The sequence below is a fragment of the Phyllobacterium sp. NPDC097923 genome, from assembly GCF_044760925.1.
Classification (GTDB): Bacteria; Pseudomonadota; Alphaproteobacteria; order Rhizobiales; family Rhizobiaceae; genus Phyllobacterium; species Phyllobacterium calauticae.
The window spans coordinates 1816182-1837483 of sequence record NZ_JBIWBL010000001.1; the positions used below are offsets into that span (position 1 = coordinate 1816182).

Genomic DNA, 21302 nt, shown 5'->3' on the forward strand with positions numbered 1-21302 from the left:
TTTCATGATCGCAACAACACGTGAAATATTTGCCTGATGACAACAATGTGCAACTGTGCAAATCTTCCCGGCATGGGGACCATCGATAGCCAACTGGAAATATGCCTCAACGGAATTTGGAACTGCCCTTGCGCTGGTCCCTATCGAAACTAAATACTAAATCGATACAATCTGAGAAATTGACTTGTTTGTCTGCGGCGCCAGCATTCCAGCTGTTCTGGTCAGCGCATCACCTGACCCGTAGCCGTACGATGAATCACCAGCGCTGACGGCGATGCCCAGGCATCCCCGAGACGCCTGGAAGTCTGATCGTCATGGAGGCCTGCCCTTGTCACGGAATTCTCTCTCTACCTTCAAAATCGGTGTTGCAATCGCGCTCATGGCCGCCTCTCCGGCACTGGCGCAGAATGCGCCCCCGCCTCCAACCGTCACGGCAGCCAAGCCTGTCGTCCGCGATGTGATCGACAGCGATGAGTTCATCGGCCGCTTCGAAGCGGTCGACCAGGTCTCGGTACGCTCGCGCATCGATGGCTATCTCGATACGGTGCATTTCAAGGACGGCTCGTTGGTCAAGAAGGGCGATCCGCTCTTTACCATCGACCAGCGCCCCTACATATCCGCTCTGGCGCAGGCCCAGTCCGCGCTGGAGGTGGCCAAAACAACGGAAACCTATGCGGAAGCCCAGTTCAAGCGCACCCAGTCGCTGACCGGCAGCGGCACGCTGTCCGTGTCGACGCTGGATGATCAGCGCCGCGCCTATCTCGCCGGTCAAGCCAACGTCGTTGGCGCACAGGCCGCTGTTGACGCTGCCCAGCTCAATCTGAACTACACGCAGATCACGGCGCCGCAGGATGGCCGCATCGACCGCAGGCTCATTTCCGTCGGCAATCTCGTCAATGCCAACAACACCATCCTGACAACCATCGTTTCGCTCGATCCGATCGATTTCTATTTCGACGTGGATGAGCGCAACCTCCTGTCCTATGCCAAGACCGCCCGCGAAAACGGCAGCAATCTGCAGGAAGGAGGCGGCGGCCTCGAAGTGACGGTGCGGCTGACCGATTCCAACCAGCCGCCGTTCAAGGGCAAGCTCGATTTCGCCGAGAACCGGCTCGATGATGCCACCGGAACGATGCGGGTGCGTGCCCGCTTCAACAATCCGGATTTCGTGCTGCAGCCCGGGCTGTTCGGCCGGGTCGAAGTGGCCGCCTCCAACACCTATAAGGGCATTCTCGTGCCCGACGAAGCGGTTGGCTCCGATCAGAACGAGCGGGTTGTCTATGTCCTCAATGCGGACAACTCGGTCACGACCAAGCCCGTGCGTCTCGGCCCCAAACTCTACGGTTATCGGGTGATCCGCAGCGGCCTGACCGGCGACGAGACCATCGTGGTCAACGGCCTGATGCGGATTCGCCCCGGTATCAAGGTCAAGGCCGACGTCATCCAGCTTCCGCCGGAGGTGAAGGCTGCGGAGGCGGGCCAATGAGATTTGCGCATTTTTTCATCGACAGGCCGATCTTCGCATCCGTCCTGTCGATTGTGCTGCTGATCGTCGGCGGGATCGCCTACACCCAGCTCCCTGTCGCCCAGTATCCGGAAATCGCGCCGCCAACCATTGTCGTGCGCACCGCCTATCCCGGCGCCGATGCTGAAACCATTGCCAACACGGTCGCCACCCCCATCGAACAGCAGATCAACGGCGTCGAGGACATGCTCTATATGTCTTCCTACTCGACCGCCGATGGTTCGATGGCGCTGACCATCACCTTCAAGCTCGGCACCGATCTCGACAAGGCACAGGTTCTGGTACAGAACCGCGTCGCCATTGCCGTACCGCAATTGCCGCAGGACGTGCAGCGCAACGGCATCACCACGACGAAAAGTTCGCCCGACCTAATGATGGTCGTGCACGTGCTTTCGCCCGACAACCGTTACGACCAGCTCTATGCCTCAAACTACGCCAATACCCGCATCCGCGACGTGCTCTTACGGCTCGACGGCGTCGGCGAAGTCACCATCTTCGGCGAGCGGCAGTATTCCATGCGCATCTGGCTCGATCCGCAGAAACTCGCCGCATACTCCATGACATCGGCTGATGTGGTTCAGGCACTGCGCGACCAGAACGTGCAGGTCAATGGCGGTGCCATCGGCGGACCGCCCACGCCGGGCACAAGCGCCTTCCAGTACACGGTCACCATGCAGGGTCGGTTCAGCGATGCGCGGCAATTCCGTTATGTCATAGTCAAAACAAGCGGCGACGGCCGTCTGGTACAGTTGCAGGACGTCGCCCGCATCGAACTCGGCGCCAAGGATTATGTGACCAACAGTTATCTCGACGGCAGTCCTGCAGTGGCACTGGGTATCTTCAGCCGTCCGGGCACCAATGCCCTTGCTGCTGCCGCGTCCATCCGGTCCACCATGGAGGAACTGTCCAAGGATTTCCCTCCGGGCCTGAAATACGACATCGTCTATGATCCGACGGAGTTCATCGCGGAATCGATCTCCGACGTTTACAAGACGATCTTCGAAGCCGTGATTCTCGTGGCGCTGGTCGTTCTCGTCTTCCTGCAATCCTGGCGGACGGCAATCATCCCGATCGTGGCCATCCCGGTCTCATTGATCGGCACCTTCGCCATCCTCTCGGCCTTCGGCTTCTCGCTGAACATGCTCACCCTGTTCGGCCTGGTCCTCGCCATCGGTATTGTGGTGGACGACGCCATCGTGGTGGTGGAGAACGTCGAGCGAAACCTTGCGGCGGGCATGAGCCCGAAACAGGCCTCGCACACGACCATGGACGAGGTGGGAACCGCCGTTATCGCCATTTCACTGGTGCTGATCGCGGTGTTTGCCCCGACGGCGTTCATTCCCGGCATATCGGGCCAGTTCTACATCCAGTTCGCCGTGACGATCTCGGCAGCAACAGCCATTTCGGCCATCAACTCGCTGACGCTCTCTCCTGCGCTGGCGGCAATTGTGTTGCGCCCGCATGACCATGCGGTCTCCAAAAACCCTCTGGCGCGGGCTGGCCGGGCCTTGGCCAATGGCTTCAACACCGGCTTCGACAAGATGGCGAACGGCTATTCCTGGATCGTCCGGCATCTCGTCGGATCGACCATCGGTCTCCTCGCCTCCCTGCTGGTGTTCGCAGGGCTGCTGGTCGCCACCTGGTTCATGGCGGTCACGATCCCGCGCGGCTTTGTGCCGCCGATGGATCAGGGCTATGCCATCGTCGTCGTCCAGCTGCCCGACGGTGCTTCGCTCGCCCGCACGGACGCGGTGATCGAAAAGGCATCGAAGATCATCAAGGGCATTCCGGGCGTGCGCAACGCCATTGCCTTTGCCGGGTTCAACGGCGCAACCTTCACCAATGCGTCGAATTCCGGCGTGGTGTTCGTTCCATTCCAGCCGTTCGCGGAGCGGATCAAGAACGGACAAACGGCCAATTCCATCATCGGCCAGGTCTATGGCAGCCTGCAAAGCATCCAGGAGGCCTTCATCATCGCCGTGCCGCCGCCGCCGATCCGCGGCGTCGGCAATGCCGGCGGCTTCAAGATGCAGCTTTTGGATCGCGACAGTTCCGATATGCGCCGCGTCCTGGGATTGGCCTATCAGATGATGGGCGAAGCCAACCAGACCCCCGGCCTGACCGGCGTCTACACCACGTTCTCCGCCAACAGCCCGCAATATTTCCTGGAGGTGGACCGTGACAAGGCACAGGCATTGAACGTGCCCATTCCAAACATTTTCGAGGCGCTTTCAACCAATCTTGGCACCTCCTATGTCAATGACTTCAATGCCTTCGGCCGCGTCTATCAGGTGCGGGCGCAGGCCGACCAGCAATACCGGCTGGACCGGACCGACATCCTTGCCCTGAAAGTACGCTCGGCAACGGGTGCGCTGGTTCCGTTGGGCACGCTGATCAACATCAAGGACACCAATGGCCCCTCGCTGGTGCAGCGATACAACATGTATGTATCGGTGCCGCTGCAGGGCAATGCCGCGCCCGGGGTTTCCACCGGTACGGCGCTCGACAAGATGGAGGCCCTTGCCACCAAGACACTGCCCAGCGGAACGACGTTCCAGTGGACGGAACTGGCGCTTCAGGAACGGCAGACCGGAAACACGGCGATCCTGATCTTCGGACTGTCCGTGGTGTTCGTCTTCCTCGCCCTTGCCGCACAGTATGAAAGCTGGGTGCTGCCATTGGCGATCATCCTGATTGTGCCGCTGGCGGTTCTGGCCGCGCTGATCGGCGTGTTCCTGCGCGGGATGGACAACAACATCCTCACGCAGATCGGCCTTGTCGTCCTGATCGGCCTGGCGGCGAAGAACGCGATCCTGATCGTGGAATTCGCCCGCCAGCATCAGGCGGAAGGTGCAACGCCTGTTGAAGCCGCCATCGAAGCCAGCCGCCTGCGGCTTCGCCCGATCCTGATGACCGCCTTTGCCTTCATCTTCGGTGTCGTGCCGCTGATGATTGCCCAGGGCCCCGGCGCGGAAATGCGCCAGTCACTCGGCACGGCTGTGTTCTCCGGCATGCTGGGCGTGACCTTCTTCGGCCTGTTCCTGACGCCGGTGTTCTACGTTGCGCTCCGTTCATTCGGACGCAAGAAGGCACCGGTTGAAAAGCCGGCGGAAGAAGCCCCGGCCCACTAGGCTTGAAACGCCCGACACAAGGATCGCGCCGGCTTATCACCGGCGCGATTTTTCATGGATGCCGAATTTGATGGTGTGAGGCATTGCAAAACACCGCGCTTTCAAGACACTGCGCGGCAGATTCCAAGGGAAAGTGACGCTCATGACCAATCAGGATATTCGCCCGACCATCGATGCTCCCGATGACGATCCGCGCATCTGGCTCGAAGAAATCGACGGCGCACAGCCGCTCGCATGGGTGGAGAAGCAATCCGCCGCAACCATGCAGCGCTTCGGCGGCCGGCAGTTCGAGCATGACCGCGACGTCCTGACCGCCATTTTGAACCGGCCGGACAAGATCCCGATGGTCGGACGGCGCGGCGATTATCTCTACAACCTCTGGCAGGATGAGAAGAACCCGCGCGGCCTGTGGCGCCGGACCACCATGACATCCTACAAGACGCCCGAGCCGGAATGGGAACTTCTGCTCGATATCGATGCCTTGGCCGCAGCCGAAAATGACGACTGGATCTGGGCAGGCGCGCAGATCGAACCGGAGAAGCGGCAACGGGCCATTCTCTCCCTGTCGCGCGGCGGCAGCGATGCGGTGGTCAACCGCGAGTTCGACCTGGACACGCTGCGGTTCATCGAAAACGGCTTCAACCTTCCCGAAGCGAAGGGTGGCCTCGGCTGGCTCGACCGCGATACGGTGCTGATATCGAGCGCCCTTGGCGAGGGCATGGCCACGCAATCCGGCTATGCGCGCACCGTCCGCCTGTGGCGACGCGGGACCGATCCGCTGGCTGCACCGGTGATTTTCGAATGCGCCGCGGATTCCATGGCCGCCGGTGCCGACATTGACCACAGCAGCGGCAGCGAGCGCCTCTGGTTTGTCGAGCAGCATTCCTTCTTTGAAACCGCCGGATGGCTAGGCGATCGCAGTGGCCCCGGGCAGCGCGTGGACGTGCCCGCAACGGCCTGGTGGAATTCCTACGACCAGTGGCTGACGGTCAAGCCGAGAGAAGACTGGACAGTCGCCGGCATCACCTACCCCGCAGACACGCTCCTCGGCATTTCGCTCCAGGCATTTCTTGCCGGAGAGCGTGATTTTCAGGTTCTGTTCGAACCGGGTCCGCGCCGCGCCCTGCAGGGGTTCTTCTGGAACGACAAGAAGCTGGTCGTCTCCTATCTCGACAATCTCGCGCCACGCTTCGAGATTTTCGAGCCTGCACTTGGCAAATGGGCAAAAAAGCCCATTTCGGTCGTGCCAACCGAGGGCATCGTTCATATCTGGTCGCTGGATGTCGAGGACATCCACGCCAATGGCGAACTGCTCGTCGCCGCGCAGGACCCGATAACCCCGGCGCAGGTGCTGCTTCTCGACATTGCCGAGCCCAACACACTGGCTGCCCCCACGCTGCTCAAACAAAGCCCTGCGGTCTTCGATGCGACCGGGCTTGTCGTCACGCGGCATGAGGCGATCTCCAGCGATGGCGAGTCGATCCCCTATACGCAGATCGGACCCAAGGGTGAAACCGGCGATGCACCGGTGCACATGACCGGTTACGGCGGATTTGGCGTGTCGATGGAGCCCTATTACAGCGCGTCCGTTGGCAAGTTGTGGCTCGAGCGCGGCGGCACAAGCGTGGTCGCCAATCTGCGCGGCGGCGGCGAATTCGGCACCGCATGGCACGACGCGGGGCGCCGGGCAGGCAAAAAGCTCTCGCATGATGATTTTGCCGCCATTGCCGCCGATCTGGTGCGGCGCGGCGTCACCCGGCCGGGCCGTATCGCGGCGGAAGGCGGTTCCAATGGCGGCCTGCTGATTTCCAACATGCTGACGCGTTATCCCGAACGCTTCGGCGCCCTGTTCTGCACCATTCCGCTGATCGACATGCGCCGCTACAACAAGCTTCTCGCCGGGCCGAGCTGGGTCGACGAATATGGCGACCCGGACAAGCCGGAGGATTGGGCTTTTCTGAAGGAAATGTCGGCCTATCACGCGGCTATGCCCGGCCGGCCCTATCCGCCGATCCTCATTGCCACAACCCGCAGGGATGACCGCGTGCACCCCGGACACGCCCGCAAGATGGCAGCAAAGTTGCAGGAACTCGGCTACACCGCTTCGTTCTATGAGCCCGAGGCGGGCGGACACGGATACGGCAAGGACAACAGGGAGCGCGCCAGCTTCATTGCGCTGGGCTACGCCTTCCTGCGGGATGCGATCGGCTGGACGCCGGCGTAAACCTGTTCAAGCGGCGGCTTTTTCCTTTGACCCCTGAGAAGAGGGTGATATAGAGACCGGCGCTTGAGGGCCGGATACGGCCCTCATCTGCGGATATGGCGAAATTGGTAGACGCACCAGATTTAGGTTCTGGCGGGAGACCGTGGGGGTTCGAGTCCCTCTATCCGCACCACTCTTTCTTAAAATACTTCAATAGGTTGAATGGCTTTCTTCAAAGCTGCGCGATGACGGCTGTTCAGTAGGCCGGTTCCTGGTAAAGCAGGCGTCCATTGTACTTGAGCGAACGAATCTGAGCTTCGCCCGCGCTGGAGACGGCAATCACCGCATCAACCCCGCGCTCACTCTGCACCTTCTCGACCGCACGGCCCCATCCTTCGGGGAGATAATAGCGTTCGATGCCGTACTGCACCGCAAAGATGCCCATGGCGCCCGTCAGCGTCTGGCCATGCATCTGGACTTCGCCAGCCGCCAGATCCCGGCGTTTCTGCCAGGAGGCCCCGGTGAAACCCCACCGGCCATCCGCGCCCTCTTTCAGCGTGACGTAGATGTCGGCAAGACCTGTGGTATCCGGCTTGGTGCCGCTCACCTTGTCGGCTTCGACGGACGAAATCCCATAGCCAAGCCGCACATATTCGCCGCGCAACAGGTCGCGCGGATCAACCGGCTGCGTGGCCAGCGTGATCATTGTGCCGTGGCGCAAAATCATCGCGTGCTTTTCTATCATGGCATAAAGCGCGCCCGACTGCAGAAGCGCAACGATCAAAGCCGGCAGCAAAAAATACTTTGTTTTCATGATGCTGCACCCTTCACCAGACTCTTCCTGTGAAGACGGCGTTCCATCCGGATAACGAACACCGCAAGCAGCAGGACGAGCACGCCGACGGTCAGGAAGAAGCCAGCGGTACCGATCATCGTGCCGATGGTCTCGAACGCGATATAGAGAACCTCCAGCGAAAACAGCCCATAGGCGCTCCACCGTATGGCAAGATTGCGGTGCCCCGACAAAGCCAGACCGGCGATCGCCACGGCAAGGATGACAATACCCGTCATGACATCGCGAGTCTGGGCAAAGATGTGGTCGTTGAACTGGAAAATCAGCAGCACCATCTGCACCGCCAGAAATCCGTAGGCGCCGAGACTGATGCTCCATCCGGTCGCGCGGTCCAGCACAGCCGGATGCAGTGCGTCCAGCAGAAACAGGCCGAGCCCGGCAATCAGCATCATCCACAAGACGACAGTGACATCCCGGTCGAAGTGAACGATGCAGACAAAGGCCAGCACGAGGACAGCGAGGAAGTGCCGGGCCACCTGCGCACCCGTATACCAGATCAGGCCCGCCGCAATCACCGCGAAGACCGGAACGATCCAGATATAGGACAAGCGCGATGCCGTTTCCGGTTCCAGGCTGGCCACGAGATAGAAACCGGCAATCACGATGCTGGCGGAGACGAGTGTCGACGAGCGCAACAACAGCGCGGCGACAACCGTCCCGCCCGCCCAGAGCAGCGCCGCGGACGCCACTTCACCCGACAGATGATACATCTGGCCGACCAGTGCGATCCCGGCACCAAAGGCGATGGCGCCCAGGAGATAGAGCGCCTCACTGAAAATCCTGTCGCCCTTGTTCGCCCGCCATGCGCCGCCGAGATAACCGCACCAGAGCACGGCAAAGATCAAGCCGACGCGAACAAGGCGCGGCATGGCTTCCCAATTGGCGGCAATCAGCGACAGCAGCGCCGCGCCGAGGAGAATGACGCCCAGTATGGCCAGGACATTGCCCAGCCCGAAACCCGGGCCCTGCCCGGCGATATCGGCGCGCAGGCGGTCCGCCGTGGCGTCATCGATCAACCCGTCACGCTGCCACCGTGCAATGTGCTTGCGCAGGGTAAAACCGACTATCATGCATTCTGCTCCCGACTCGAGCTGTAAGATTAGGGCTCCGCCCCTGATAAGGCCAGCCACATTGAAAACGCAATTGCAGCCGGATTCGGGCTAAAGGTCATGAAGATGACATTTGTGCGACGCAGCAATTAAAATCGATTAATGATGCAATGCAGCATATGCATAGCTGATCTGCAAACTTGGCTCTGCACATTCGCCAAGGCATCCACTATCTTCAGGTCAACGATCAAGAGTGATCAACGAAACAACTGAACCGAATGGTGAATGAAATGAACCTTATCCGCTCCTACAGCAACTGGCGTCGTTATCGTGACACGGTTTCCGAGCTGAACCGTCTGTCGACCCGCGAACTGAACGACCTGGGCATCTCCCGCTCGGACATCCCGTTCGTCGCCAAGAAGTCCGCAGTACGCTAATCGCATAACAGAATATCGCCGGGGTTCATCCTCCTCCCAGAGCCCCCGCGATCAAAGGCCGGCACTCCTCCTCCCAGCCGGTCTTTACAAAACGGCACCCACCGCACCTCCTCCCGCGGTGGGTGTTGTTGTTTCCAGGGTATGCGGTTCGAGACATCTGCTCACCGCCTCCCTTTTCAAATCGACTCCCGTTGCGATCCATGCCTGCGACCATTCGGGTCAAAGCCGGGCTGGAAACATGCACCCTGGAGTTCTACAGTCTGAGTCCCCCTTCACATCCTCCCCGGGAGACTTACCATGCAAAAACGCCCTCTTGGCCGCACAGGCCTGTCGATTGCTCCGCTGGTTTTCGGCGGCAATGTCTTCGGCTGGACCGCTGACAAGAAAACCTCCTTTGACCTGCTTGACCGCTTTGCCGATGCGGGCCTCAATACGGTCGATACGGCCAATGTCTATTCAAGTTGGGTTCCGGGAAACAGCGGCGGTGAATCAGAAACCATCATCGGCGAGTGGATGAAATCCCGCGGTATGCGTGACAGGATGATCATCATCACCAAGGTCGGCGGCGACATGGGCAAAGGCAAGAATCTCAGGGCCGCCAATATCGCCGAGGCCGTCGAAGCATCGCTGAAACGTCTGCAGGTGGACGCCATCGACCTCTACCTCTCCCATTGGCCGGATCCGGCCACACCCCACGCGGAATCGCTTGCCGCCTATGACAAGCTGCTGAAAGCCGGCAAGGTCAAATCCATCGGCGCATCCAATTTCGATGCGAAGCAGCTGCGCGCAGCGCTCGACACCGCCAAGGCGGATGGCCTGCCGCGCTATGACGTGCTCCAGCCGGAATACAATCTCTATGACCGCGCCGGCTATGACGGCGCGCTGCGCGACCTGTGCATGGCCGAGGACATCGGTGTCATCACCTATTTCAGCCTTGCGCGCGGGTTTCTCTCTGGCAAATACCGCAGCGAAGCCGATCTTGGACAGAGCCAGCGTGGCGGCGGTGTCAAAGCCTATCTCAATGCGCGCGGCTACCGCATTCTGGAAGCGCTGGACGCGGTTGCGGCCAAGCATGGCGCCAAGCAGGCCGAGGTTGCCCTGGCCTGGATTATCGCACGCCAGGGCGTCACCGCCCCCATCGCCAGCGCCACATCGCTGCAACAACTGGAAAGCCTGATCAAGGCGGCATCCCTGACGCTCGACAAGGCGGACATCGCCGAACTCGACAAAGCCAGCGCCTGACACACCGACAAGCCGCTGCGGATGATCCGCAGCGGCGTTTGCACCATTGAAGCCGGACGCCAAACGGTTTATTGGGGTGCTATGTCAAACACACCCGTACACATCATTGGCGGCGGTCTCGCCGGTTCCGAAGCTGCATGGCAACTCGCCGAAGCAGGCATTCCCGTCATCCTGCACGAGATGCGTCCCGTTCGCGGCACGGACGCGCACAAGACGCAGGATCTTGCCGAGCTTGTCTGCTCCAACTCGTTCCGCTCCGATGACGCGCAAACCAACGCCGTCGGCGTGCTGCATGCGGAAATGCGTCTCGCCAATTCGCTGATCATGGCATCGGCCGATTCCCATCAGGTTCCCGCAGGCGGCGCCCTCGCCGTGGACCGCGATGGTTTTGCCCAGGCTGTGACGGCCAAGCTGGAAGCCCACCCGCTGATCACCATCGAGCGCGAAGAGATCACCGGCCTGCCCCCGGCAGAATGGGACAAGGTCATCATCGCCACCGGGCCGTTGACGGCACCGTCGCTGGCCGAAGCCATTGGCAGGCAGACCGGCGCCGATGCCCTCGCCTTTTTCGATGCCATTGCGCCCATCGTGCATTTCGACAGCATCGACATGAACACCTGCTGGTTCCAGTCGCGCTACGACAAGGTTGGCCCAGGCGGCACCGGCAAGGACTACATCAACTGCCCCATGACCAAGGAGCAGTATGAGGCTTTCGTGCAGGCGCTGATCGGCGGTGACAAGACCGAATTCAAGCAGTGGGAAGGCACGCCCTATTTCGACGGCTGCCTGCCCATCGAGGTCATGGCCGAACGCGGCGTCGAAACCCTGCGCCACGGCCCGATGAAGCCGATGGGCCTGACCAATGAGCACAACCCCACGGTCAAGGCCTATGCCGTCGTGCAGCTGCGGCAGGACAATGCGCTTGGCACGCTCTACAACATGGTCGGCTTCCAGACAAAACTGAAATACGGGGCGCAGACGGAGATTTTCCGGATGATTCCCGGCCTCGAGAATGCCGAATTCGCGCGGCTGGGCGGCCTGCACCGCAATACCTACCTGAATTCACCCATCCTGCTCGACCCGACGTTGCAGCTGAAATCCCGCCCGGGCCTGCGCTTTGCCGGGCAGATCACCGGTTGTGAAGGCTATGTGGAATCGGCAGCCATCGGTCTGCTTGCGGGACGTTTCGCCGCCGCCGAGCGTCTCGGACATGCTTTGACACCGCCGCCGCTCACCACGGCCTTTGGCGCGCTGCTCGGACACATCACCGGCGGTCACATTGTCAGTGATGAAGAACCCGGCAAGCGCTCCTTCCAGCCGATGAATGTCAATTTCGGCCTGTTCCCGCCGATTGAGGCGCCGAAGTCGGAAGGCAAACGGCTGCGCGGCAAGGAAAAGACCAACGCCAAGAAACGCGCCATGAGCGCGCGTGCGCTTGCCGATTGCCGCGCCTGGCTGGGCCTGCCTGCGGTGGCCGAGGCTGCGGAGTAACGAGCACAGCTTGTTGCATTCCATGGTGTGCGTGGTTCGACAAGCTCACCATGAGGGAATCCAGTCCGTTGCAAAATGCAACATCCCTCATGGTGAGCTTGTCGAACCACGCACAACGCTAATGCCATCCAAGGCTAGCGCATCGACGCCCTGAGCATCACCCACTGGCGCTTCAACGGTGAAATTACCGCTGTTTCATCGGCTGCTGCGGCGCCATTGGCCCTGATCCCCTTCAGATAGGTTCTGGTCAGGCTTACCGGCAGATAGGCCGGACGCAAAGCGGCGGGGAGCGATTTTGCGCCGGCTTCATATTTCCCGAGATGATCTTCCGCCAGCGCCGTCATCGCATCGATGGCGCGCTTGACTGCGTCCTTGTCGGCGCCCTCAAGCACTGTTTCGGCACTGCAGCCAACCGCGGACAGGATGTCAGCCGGGATATAGACCTGTCCGCGCCGGCGGTGCAGCGGCAGGAGACGCAGAAGGCCGGTAATGGCCTGGGCAACCCCCGCATGGCCCGCCATATCCGCATGGGCCGGCGCCTTTTCCACATCAAGCACAAGCGAGGCAAGCTGGATCAAGGCCGAGGCCGTCTCGCCGCAATAGCCCTCAAGGTCGTTGCGGCTGGGCATGGGATCGTCATAGAGATCGAAAATGCGGGCTTCGCAGTAATTGTCGAAGGCGGCGCGCGGCAGATTATGCACCTTGATCGCCTCCAGCAGGGCCGCCGCCACCGGATTGCCGACGGCCTCGCCATGCTCCGTGCCGTCGATCAGGTCACGCCACCACTGCAGACGTACCTCGCCCGGCAGCGGATCGTGGATCAGGTCACGGATGCGGGCGATCTCGACATTGAATGCATAAAGGGCGGCCAAGGCACCTCGTTTGTCCTCCGGCGCATAAAGCACCGAGAGGTAGCGGTCGGGATCGGCATCGCGCAGCAATTGCAGGCAGTGGGTCTGGTTCGCGTTCATGGGGCTGAGATACAGAGAACCGCCGGTTTAATCCACTGCAATCAGTGCCGCAGCGACGGCACGGTCTTCCGCCAGCAGAACATTATAGGTGCGCACGGCCGCGCCGGTGCTCATGGGATCGGAGGAAATGCGGTGCTCGCGCAGCACGTCACGCAGGGCCTGCGGCAGACGGCGCAGTTCGGTGCCGGTTCCCACCAGCAGAATCTCGATATCGGCCGCCTGTTCGAGCACTAGCGCCAGATCCTCCGCCGTCAGCGCGGTCTCGATCTTCGGCGCCCAGCCATGGATACCCGATGGCAGGCACAGGATCGATCCGCGATGCGACATGTCGGCAAACCGGAACCCGCCATTGCCATAGGCGTCAATGGGTGCACGGCCCGGAAAATGCGCGTCGCGGATTTCAATGCCCTTGGCCACGGCGCTATGCTCCGCTCTGCCTGGCGGGATGAGCATCATCGATCACATCGCGTCCCTTGAGCCCGAACAGCATCAGCAAGGGTCCGGCAACGAAGATCGACGAATAGGTCGCAACGACAATGCCGACCGCGATGGTCAGCGCAAAAGAGCGGACATCATCGCCGCCATAGGCATAGAGCACGACCAGCGCGAGGAAGGTGGCCAGCGATGTCAGGATGGTGCGCGACAATGTCTGGTTGATCGAGGCATCGAGAACCGCCGACAGCGAAACGCTGTTGCCATGCCGCCGCAGGTTTTCCCGGACGCGGTCGTAAATCACCACCGTATCGTTGAGCGAATAACCGACAATGGCCAGAAGCGCCGCAATGCTCCAGAGGTTGAACTCCATCTGGAAGATAATGAACATCCCGAGCAGCAGCACCACGTCATGGATGGTCGCGATGATCGCACCGAGGGCAAAATGCCATTCGAAGCGGAACCAGACATAGGCGAAGATCGCCACCAGGGAGAGCGCGACCGCCAGTCCGCCCGCCTTGGCAAGCTCGCCCGATACAGTCGGGCCGATGACATCCACCCGGCGGAATTCATAATCCTGATCAAGCTCGCCGCGGATTTTGACACCGACGGTCTGCTCGGCGTTTTCGCCTTCGCGCTGGCTACCAACCGTAATCAGCGCCCGGCTGTCCGATTTGAACGGTTCGATCTTCACATCGCCGATGTTCAGGTCATCCAGCCGGCTATAGACATCGTCCAGATCGATCGGCCCTTCATTGGAGGCGATCTCGACCATGGTGCCGCCCTTGAAGTCGATGCCGAAATTCATGCCGACGACAAGGAACAGCACGATGACGGCAACGCTCGACAGCGCGGAGAAACCCAGCGTCAGCCCGCGCAGCCGCATGAACGGAATCCTGGTGTTGTTGGGAATGAGCTTCAGCGGTGCACGCGGCACTTCCTTGGGCTTCGACCACTGCACCCAGGCAGACACCATCCAGCGCGTCAGCGTGAATGTGGTGAACAGCGTGGTGACAATACCGATGGTGACGGTCACGGCGAAGCCATGCACGGGCCCGGTGCCGAGGATGAACAGGACGAGCGCGGCGATCAGCGTTGTCACATTGGCATCGACGATCGTCGCCTGCGCGCGGGCAAAGCCGGAATCGATGGCCTGGATGACCGAAAAGCCGGCGCGCCGGTCTTCGCGAATGCGCTCGTAGATCAGAACGTTGGAGTCCACCGCCATGCCGATGGTCAGGACGATACCGGCAACGCCGGCAAGGCTCAGCGGTACGCCGAATATGGTCAGAACCGCCAGGATCAGGACGATGTTGACAACAAGCGCGATGCTCGCAATCACGCCCAGCAGGCCATAGGTCAGCAGCATGAACAGGATGACGAGACCGGCGCCGATGAGCGCCGCGATCTTGCCTGCAGACACGGCAGCAGCGCCAAGATCGGTACCGACAGAACGTTCTTCAATCACGGTAACAGGTGCAGGCAGTGCGCCGGCACGCATGACGATGGCAAGGTTGCTGGCACCCGACAGGTCGAAATTGCCGGTGATCTGGCCCGTATCGCCGGGAATGGCTTCGCTGATGACCGGTGCCGACAGCACCTGATCGTCAAGCACGATGGCAAAGGACTTTCCAATGTTTTCCTTGGTCGCCCGGGAGAACCGTTCCGCGCCCGCGCTGTCCAGCTTGAAGGTGATGACGGGCTGCTGGGTGGCCGTATCGACACCCGCCTGCGCCCCGACAAAATTCTGGTTGGTGACGATGGCCTCCTTCTTGACGAGGTAGGCCACGGGCGGATCGTCAAAGGAATAGACAACATCAGCGCCTTCCGGCGGCGTGCCGTCAATCGCCTGCTGCACCGGCACGGACGTATCGATCATGCGGAAGCTCAGCTGGCCGGTCAGGCTCAGAATATCCTTGAGCAGCTGCGAGTCATACAGACCCGAAACCTCGACCAGTACACGCCCGCTTCTCTGGCTCTCCACATTGGGATTGGTGTAGCCGAGCTCGCTGAGACGGCGGTTCATCACCTCGATGGCCGCGCCGGTCTGCGCCAGCTTGTCCTTGTCGACCTGCAGCCGGATGCGCGAGCCGCCTTCCATATCCAACCCGAGGGCGAGCTGCTTCTTCGGCAGCCAGTTGGGCAGGTTCGCCAACTGGATGGGGGTAAAGAGGTTTGGCAGAGCCAGGATCACGCCGACCAGAACAACGGCCCAGATGAGAAGTGTCTTCCAGCGGCTAAAATAGAGCATGCAATCCCGACCTCAAGAATCAACAGGGCGGCCTGATGCCGCCCTGTCACTATGACTTATTTCTTGTTATCGGCAACCGGTTCACCTTTGATGCGCACGTCGGACACCAGTGCGCGGATGACGCGGGCCTTGACGCCCTCGCCGATTTCGACCTCGAGTTCACCGCTGTCATCGAACACCTTCGTCACCTTGGCAACGAAACCGCCGGTGATGATCGTGTCACCGCGACGGATGTTCTTGAGCTGCTCTTCGCGCTTCTTCATCTGCGTGCGCTGCGGACGGATGATCAGGAAGTACATGATCACGAAAATCAGGATGAATGGCAGGATGCTCATCAGCATTTCCGGCGCACCACCGATACCTGTTGTCTGTGCATATGCGGGAGTTACGAACATAGAGACAATCTCCAGAGTAATACGTGTTTGAAAGTTTATAGAGCCTGCGCAATACAATGTTTGGAATGGGAAAAGCAACCGTGCAAAATCCCGTAGCGCGCTTTTCGATTTCCCATCAACATGATAGTGGCTTGAACGCAGAAAAAACAAAGGCTTGATAAGAATGTCCGAGGAATTGCTGACAGATAAACTTGACCGTCTGATTGCAGTGCTGGAGCGCATGGCACCGCCAAAACCGCAACCCGTCGATCTCGACACGGCGGATTGCTTTGTCTGGAACCCGGACAAGCTTGCCTTCGACCCCGTCAGAAAGGTCAACCGGGTCGATATTTCACTCATTCGCGGGGTCGATCGCGTCCGCGATATCCTCTTCGACAACACCAAGCGCTTTGCCGACGGATTGCAGGCCAACAACGTGCTTCTGTGGGGCGCGCGCGGCATGGGCAAGTCATCCCTGGTGAAGGCCGTGCATGCCTCCGTCAACATTGCCGCGCCCGACGATACCGGTACGCTCAAGCTGGTCGAGATCCATCGTGAGGACATCGACAGCCTCCCCTCCCTGATGGCGGCCATCAAGGACACGAAATATCGTTTCATTCTGTTCTGCGACGATCTTTCCTTCGACCACGACGATACATCCTACAAGTCATTGAAGGCGGCGCTGGAAGGCGGCGTCGAAGGCCGTCCGGACAACGTCATCTTCTACGCTACTTCGAACCGCCGGCATCTGTTGCCGCGCGACATGATCGAGAACGAGCGCTCGACGGCCATCAATCCGTCCGAAGCCGTTGAGGAAAAAGTGTCCCTGTCGGATCGTTTCGGTCTGTGGCTCGGTTTCCACAAATGTAGCCAGGACGATTATCTCTCGATGATCGACGGCTATGCCGCGCATTTCGATCTGCCGATGCAGAAGGAGCAGTTGCATGCGGAAGCGCTGGAATGGTCGACCACGCGCGGTTCGCGCTCCGGCCGCGTCGCATGGCAGTTCACGCAGGACCTGGCCGGACGGCTCGGCAAGAAGCTCTGACAAACGAAAAGGCCCGCGCATCGCTGAGCGGGCCTTCTGATTCAAACCTGAGCTGATCAGGATTCGAGATATTTCGACGGATCGACCGGGGTCGAGTTCTTGCGCACTTCGAAGTGCAGCTTTGGCGATGTCGCATTGCCTGTCATGCCCGACCGGCCAAGTTCCTCACCGCGCTTCACCTTCTGGCCGCGCTGCACGTTCAGCTTGCTCGCATTGCCATAAACCGTGACCAGACCATTGTCGTGGCGCACGAGAACGGTGTTGCCGAACTCCTTCAGGCCATCGCCGGAGTAGATGACCACGCCGTTTTCAGCGGCTTTGATCGGCGTGCCCTCGGGAACCGAAATGTCGATACCGTCATTGCCCTTGCCGTAATTGGCGACAACCCGGCCGCGAACTGGCCAACGCATCTGCGACGCACCGGTGGCGGATGGTGCCGATGCAACATCCTTCTCCGCATCGTCGATCACCTTTTCGCTCGCCTGCGGCGGCGTGTAAGGCTTTGCCTGGCTGTCAGCCTGCGGCGCAGCAATCGCTGCAGTCGGTGCCGTGCTTGCAACAACCTTTGGCTGTTCGACTGGCGGCGTCGCGGCGGTCTTCACCTGATCGACGGAACCCTTCGACTTCATGTTGTTGGCGACATTTTGCGCCAGCGAGGAACTCGATGCCGGAATGACCAGCGACTGGCCGACCCGAACGGTGCCCTCTTTCATGTTGTTGGCCTGCTTGATGGCCTCGACATTGGTGCCCGTCTTGCGGGCAATGGCATGCAGCGTGTCGCCGCCCTGAACCGTATAGGAGCCGGAATGGCTGGGTGGCGTCGTATTGTTTGCCGTCGTCGTTGCCGCGCCGTTCCGGTCCTTGACCTGCGGGGCCTGCGGAAGAATGGCTGCCGTGTTGGCGGAAGCCTGTCCCGGTGTCGCCGGCTTGGTCGGCATGCGCGCTTCACGGCCATCCGGTGTCTTCAGCGTTCCGGCTGGAGCGGCAAGCGGCGGAGCCTGCACATTGCCCACGGGCTGGACCGATGCCACCTGCTGGCGGACGGGCGCGGTGTTGGCGAGCTGACGTGCCGGCTGCGAGGAGACCGGCGGCAGTGTCGAGGCGCTGACCGCACCGACCGGCGGCAAGGCACCGCGCTGGACACCGCCCGCCGCTGGAACCGCATTGCGGTTCACCGACGCCGTATAGCGTGCATCGACTGGTGGCGTGTAACCCGTTGCACCCGCATTTTGCGGTTGAATGATTGCACGCTGGTTGTCGCTATAGCCGGAGCTGAAGTCAGCACTGGTAAAGCGCGATACTCCGGAGCTGCAGCCTGCAGCCAAACCGGCAATCATGAGAATGCTGGCATTCAGTGCCAGCCGCCGTGACGCTTTGTCTAGTACACTCAAACGCATCGCTTATCCCGCCCGTACTCAATACAAGAATATGGAGCTATTAAACCGCGTTAATGTTACCCGACCGTTAAAACGAGCAGAAAATTTGTAAAAGATTCACCAAACCCGTAAAGGGTTGCGCCTGCGCTGCGGCAGAACGTCCGTGTCAAAGGGCTGTGGCAACACCGTCAAGCAGCGGCAAAAAGCGCGCGGGCATCATATCCTCGCGCTCGAAACGGCTCCCGATCTTCGACAGGCGCGACACCACCTGCTTGCCGTCAACCGGACCGATCGGCGCAATCATGACGCCATTGGACGACAGAAGCTCGACGAACTGGCGCGGCATGCTTTCAAAAGCCGCCCAGACGACAATGCGGTCAAACGGCCCGTCATGGGTCAGGCCAAGCTTGCCATCGGCATGTTTGATGAAGATATTTTCGATCTTCAATGTCTGGTGGCGCTGCTGCGCAAGCTCAACCAGAGTACGATAGCGCTCGATGGACAGGACCCGGCCGGCGAGCCGAGCCATGATGGCAGCGGTAAAGCCGGTGCCCGTGCCGATTTCCAGAACCCGGTGCGCCGGCTCAAGATCGAGGGCCTTGATCAGGCGCGCCTGCAGGTCCAGCCCTTCCATGAACTCACCGCATTCGATCGGCAGCATCCGGTCGCCATAGGCCAGCGTTCCCAGATTGCCGGAAACAAAGGCCATGCGGGATGTCGCCTCAAAAGCCGTCATGAGCCGCTGGTCCGTCATTCCCAAAGACCGCATCCGCAGGACGAAGGCGGCAAAGCCTTCCCGTTCTGAAAGCGCAGGCTTCATGCGAACGCATCCTCCAAGGTCTGGCGCATCTCGTGCGCTGTCAGATCGAGTTGAAGCGGCGTCACGGAGATGTAGTTTTTGCGGATGGCGGCAACATCGCTGTTTTCCGCCGGCTCATCCTTGCCGCGGCCGTACCGCAGCCAGTAATATGGCAGGCCGCGTCCATCCTGCCGCTCTTCAATCGTCAATCCATGGGAAAGCTTGCCCTGCGCCGTGACGCGGACCCCGGCCAGTTCCCCGCCGCTGCAGCTCGGGAAATTCACATTGAGAAGCACGCCTTTGGCCAGCGTGACAGCCAGAAGCTTTTTCAGGAGAGCCGGTGCGCGCTGTTCGACGATGTCCCATGGCAGGACGCGTGTCCCGCCATCGAGATTGTATTCCTGCGACAGGGCAATTGAGTTGATGCCAAGGAGCGTGCCTTCGATGGCCGCGGCAACGGTGCCGGAATAGGTGACATCATCGGCGGTATTCGAGCCGGAATTGACACCCGACAGGATCAGGTCCGGCGGCTCAGGCATCAGATGCTTGACGCCCATGATCACGCAGTCCGTCGGCGTACCGCGAACGGCGTAGTGCCGGTCATCGATCTCGCGCAGGCGCAGCGGTGTGGACAGCGTCAGCGAATGGGCCAGACCGCTTTGGTCGGTTTCGGGCGCGATCACCCAGACATCGTCGGAAAGCTGGCGGGCGATACGTTCCAGAACAGCCAGACCTTCCGCATGAATACCATCATCGTTGGTCAGCAGAATGCGCATCGCCCTCTCCTATGCAGCTTTTTCGATTCGTTTCAGTCCACCCATGTAAGGCACAAGTGCTTCAGGAACTGTGACACTACCGTCCTCGTTCTGATAATTTTCGACAACGGCAATCAGTGCACGCCCGACTGCGGTACCGGAACCGTTGAGCGTGTGGACGAAACGCGTCGATTTCTCCCCTTCCGGCCGGTAGCGCGCATTCATGCGGCGTGCCTGGAAATCACCGCAGACGGAGCAGCTGGAGATTTCGCGATAGGCCTTCTGGCCGGGAAGCCAGACTTCCAGATCGTAGGTCTTCTGCGCGCCAAAGCCCATGTCGCCCGTGCACAGCGTCATCGTGCGGAACGACAGGTCGAGGCGCTTCAGCACTTCCTCGGCGCAAGCGGTCATGCGCTCGTGCTCGGCAATGGAGCTCTCGGCATCGGTGACCGACACCAGCTCGACCTTCATGAATTGGTGCTGGCGCAGCATGCCGCGCGTGTCACGGCCGGCCGAACCGGCCTCGGAGCGGAAGCAGGCTGTCAGCGCCGTCATCCGGATCGGCAGATCGCGAATGTCGAGGATTTCTTCCCGCACGAGATTGGTCAGCGGCACCTCGGCCGTTGGAATGAGATAGCGGCCATCGGTTGTCTTGAAGAGATCCTCTTCGAACTTCGGCAGCTGGCCGGTGCCATAAAGCACGTCCGCATTGACCAGAAGCGGCGGATTGACCTCGGTATAGCCATGCTCGGTCGTGTGCAGATCGATCATGAACTGGCCGAGTGCACGCTCCAGCCGCGCCAGCTGGCTCTTCAGGACGGTAAACCGGCTGCCGGACAGCTTTGCTGCACGCTCGAAATCCATGTAGCCAAGGTTTTCGCCGATCTCGAAATGCTCCCTGGGTTCAAAGGAGAAGTTCTTGAGATGACCGACGCGGCGCGTTTCGACGTTGCCGCCCTCGTCCTTGCCGACCGGGACACTGTCGAGGGGAAGATTGGGAAGCACGGCCAGCGCATCGTTCAACGCACGGTCAAGCTGGCGCTCTTCTTCTTCAGCACTCTGCAGGAAGACCTTGATTTCGGCCACTTCGGCCTTCAGACGGTCGGCCGTGGCCTGATCCTTGGCGCCCATGGCCTTGCCGATCTCCTTGGAGGCGGCATTGCGGCGTTCCTGCGCGTCCTGCAGCTTGGCGATATGCTGACGACGCTTCTCGTCCAGCTCGATCAGGCGGGACGACTGCGGCTCGACGCTCCGTTTCGCCAAAGCTGCGTCAAGCGCCTGAGGATTCTCGCGGATCCATTTGATGTCGAGCATGGTAATAAAGCCGTCTTGAAGTGTTCGTTGGATTGAGGACGTGATTGTCCG

The 21302-nt window shown here is 60.6% G+C and carries 17 protein-coding genes and 1 tRNA gene; 8 read left to right on the plus strand and 10 right to left on the minus strand.

Annotated features, from left to right (window positions below; all coding sequences use genetic code 11):
• The first annotated feature begins 379 nt into the window (after positions 1–379).
• From ACIQWS_RS09240 to ACIQWS_RS09255, 4 genes are all read left to right on the plus strand, one after another.
• Positions 380–1486: an efflux RND transporter periplasmic adaptor subunit gene (locus tag ACIQWS_RS09240; protein WP_403177650.1), complete on the plus strand. Its 1107-nt coding sequence runs from the start codon at positions 380–382 to the stop codon at positions 1484–1486.
• On the plus strand, positions 1483–4656 hold the full coding sequence (locus ACIQWS_RS09245; protein ID WP_403175244.1) for an efflux RND transporter permease subunit: 3174 nt from the start codon (positions 1483–1485) through the stop codon (positions 4654–4656). The genes ACIQWS_RS09240 and ACIQWS_RS09245 overlap by 4 nt, the downstream gene beginning before the upstream one ends.
• 142 nt (positions 4657–4798) lie before the next feature.
• Entirely contained in the window at positions 4799–6880 is a 2082-nt protein-coding gene (locus tag ACIQWS_RS09250; protein ID WP_403175248.1) for a prolyl oligopeptidase family protein, read from the plus strand.
• 89 nt (positions 6881–6969) lie between these two features.
• Positions 6970–7052: transfer RNA gene (locus ACIQWS_RS09255), tRNA-Leu, on the plus strand.
• A gap of 63 nt (positions 7053–7115) precedes the next feature.
• On the opposite strand, the gene ACIQWS_RS09260 is transcribed toward ACIQWS_RS09255, so the two are convergent.
• Positions 7116–7673: a GDYXXLXY domain-containing protein gene (locus ACIQWS_RS09260; protein WP_346308278.1), complete on the minus strand. Its 558-nt coding sequence runs from the start codon at positions 7671–7673 to the stop codon at positions 7116–7118.
• Positions 7670–8782: a DUF2157 domain-containing protein gene (locus tag ACIQWS_RS09265; protein ID WP_403175257.1), complete on the minus strand. Its 1113-nt coding sequence runs from the start codon at positions 8780–8782 to the stop codon at positions 7670–7672. The genes ACIQWS_RS09260 and ACIQWS_RS09265 overlap by 4 nt, the downstream gene beginning before the upstream one ends.
• Before the next feature lie 269 nt (positions 8783–9051).
• On the opposite strand from ACIQWS_RS09265, the gene ACIQWS_RS09270 reads away from it, so the two are divergent.
• The 3 genes from ACIQWS_RS09270 to trmFO all read left to right on the plus strand — a co-directional run bounded on the left by ACIQWS_RS09270 (position 9052) and on the right by trmFO (position 11931).
• Positions 9052–9198, plus strand: coding sequence for a DUF1127 domain-containing protein (locus tag ACIQWS_RS09270; RefSeq protein ID WP_091878374.1), 147 nt, complete (start codon positions 9052–9054; stop codon positions 9196–9198).
• A 297-nt stretch (positions 9199–9495) separates the two neighbouring features.
• Positions 9496–10440 (plus strand): aldo/keto reductase, encoded by a 945-nt coding sequence (locus tag ACIQWS_RS09275; RefSeq protein ID WP_403175265.1) that lies wholly within the window; start codon positions 9496–9498, stop codon positions 10438–10440.
• Positions 10441–10521: 81 nt separating this feature from the next.
• Positions 10522–11931: a methylenetetrahydrofolate--tRNA-(uracil(54)-C(5))-methyltransferase (FADH(2)-oxidizing) TrmFO gene (trmFO, locus tag ACIQWS_RS09280; RefSeq protein WP_403175269.1), complete on the plus strand. Its 1410-nt coding sequence runs from the start codon at positions 10522–10524 to the stop codon at positions 11929–11931.
• A 134-nt stretch (positions 11932–12065) separates the two neighbouring features.
• Here trmFO and ACIQWS_RS09285 read toward each other — a convergent pair whose 3' ends face one another.
• The 4 genes from ACIQWS_RS09285 to yajC are packed head-to-tail and all read right to left on the minus strand — an operon-like array spanning position 12066 to position 15980.
• The gene (locus ACIQWS_RS09285; RefSeq protein ID WP_403175272.1) at positions 12066–12902 is read right to left on the minus strand and encodes a phytoene/squalene synthase family protein; all 837 of its coding nucleotides are present in this window, start codon (positions 12900–12902) and stop codon (positions 12066–12068) included.
• A 27-nt stretch (positions 12903–12929) separates the two neighbouring features.
• The gene (locus ACIQWS_RS09290; RefSeq protein WP_223613492.1) at positions 12930–13319 is read right to left on the minus strand and encodes an Mth938-like domain-containing protein; all 390 of its coding nucleotides are present in this window, start codon (positions 13317–13319) and stop codon (positions 12930–12932) included.
• Positions 13320–13323: 4 nt separating this feature from the next.
• On the minus strand, positions 13324–15585 hold the full coding sequence (gene secD, locus ACIQWS_RS09295; RefSeq protein ID WP_403175284.1) for a protein translocase subunit SecD: 2262 nt from the start codon (positions 15583–15585) through the stop codon (positions 13324–13326).
• A 56-nt stretch (positions 15586–15641) separates the two neighbouring features.
• The gene (gene yajC / locus ACIQWS_RS09300; protein WP_223613168.1) at positions 15642–15980 is read right to left on the minus strand and encodes a preprotein translocase subunit YajC; all 339 of its coding nucleotides are present in this window, start codon (positions 15978–15980) and stop codon (positions 15642–15644) included.
• Positions 15981–16143: 163 nt separating this feature from the next.
• Here yajC and ACIQWS_RS09305 point away from each other — a divergent pair, with 163 nt between their 5' ends.
• The gene (locus ACIQWS_RS09305) at positions 16144–17007 is read left to right on the plus strand and encodes an ATP-binding protein (protein WP_288194478.1); all 864 of its coding nucleotides are present in this window, start codon (positions 16144–16146) and stop codon (positions 17005–17007) included.
• A gap of 56 nt (positions 17008–17063) precedes the next feature.
• Here the strand turns inward: ACIQWS_RS09305 and ACIQWS_RS09310 are convergent, their stop codons facing one another.
• From ACIQWS_RS09310 to serS, 4 genes are all read right to left on the minus strand, one after another.
• Positions 17064–18404 carry a peptidoglycan DD-metalloendopeptidase family protein gene (locus tag ACIQWS_RS09310; RefSeq protein WP_403175302.1) on the minus strand — a complete coding sequence of 447 codons (1341 nt, stop codon included), beginning with the start codon at positions 18402–18404 and terminating at the stop codon, positions 17064–17066.
• 145 nt (positions 18405–18549) lie between these two features.
• Positions 18550–19203, minus strand: coding sequence for a protein-L-isoaspartate(D-aspartate) O-methyltransferase (locus ACIQWS_RS09315; protein WP_223613165.1), 654 nt, complete (start codon positions 19201–19203; stop codon positions 18550–18552).
• Positions 19200–19958, minus strand: coding sequence for a 5'/3'-nucleotidase SurE (surE, locus tag ACIQWS_RS09320; protein WP_223613164.1), 759 nt, complete (start codon positions 19956–19958; stop codon positions 19200–19202). The genes ACIQWS_RS09315 and surE overlap by 4 nt, the downstream gene beginning before the upstream one ends.
• Positions 19959–19967: 9 nt before the next feature.
• Positions 19968–21251 carry a serine--tRNA ligase gene (gene serS, locus ACIQWS_RS09325; protein ID WP_403175318.1) on the minus strand — a complete coding sequence of 428 codons (1284 nt, stop codon included), beginning with the start codon at positions 21249–21251 and terminating at the stop codon, positions 19968–19970.
• Between the last annotated feature and the right edge of the window lie 51 nt (positions 21252–21302).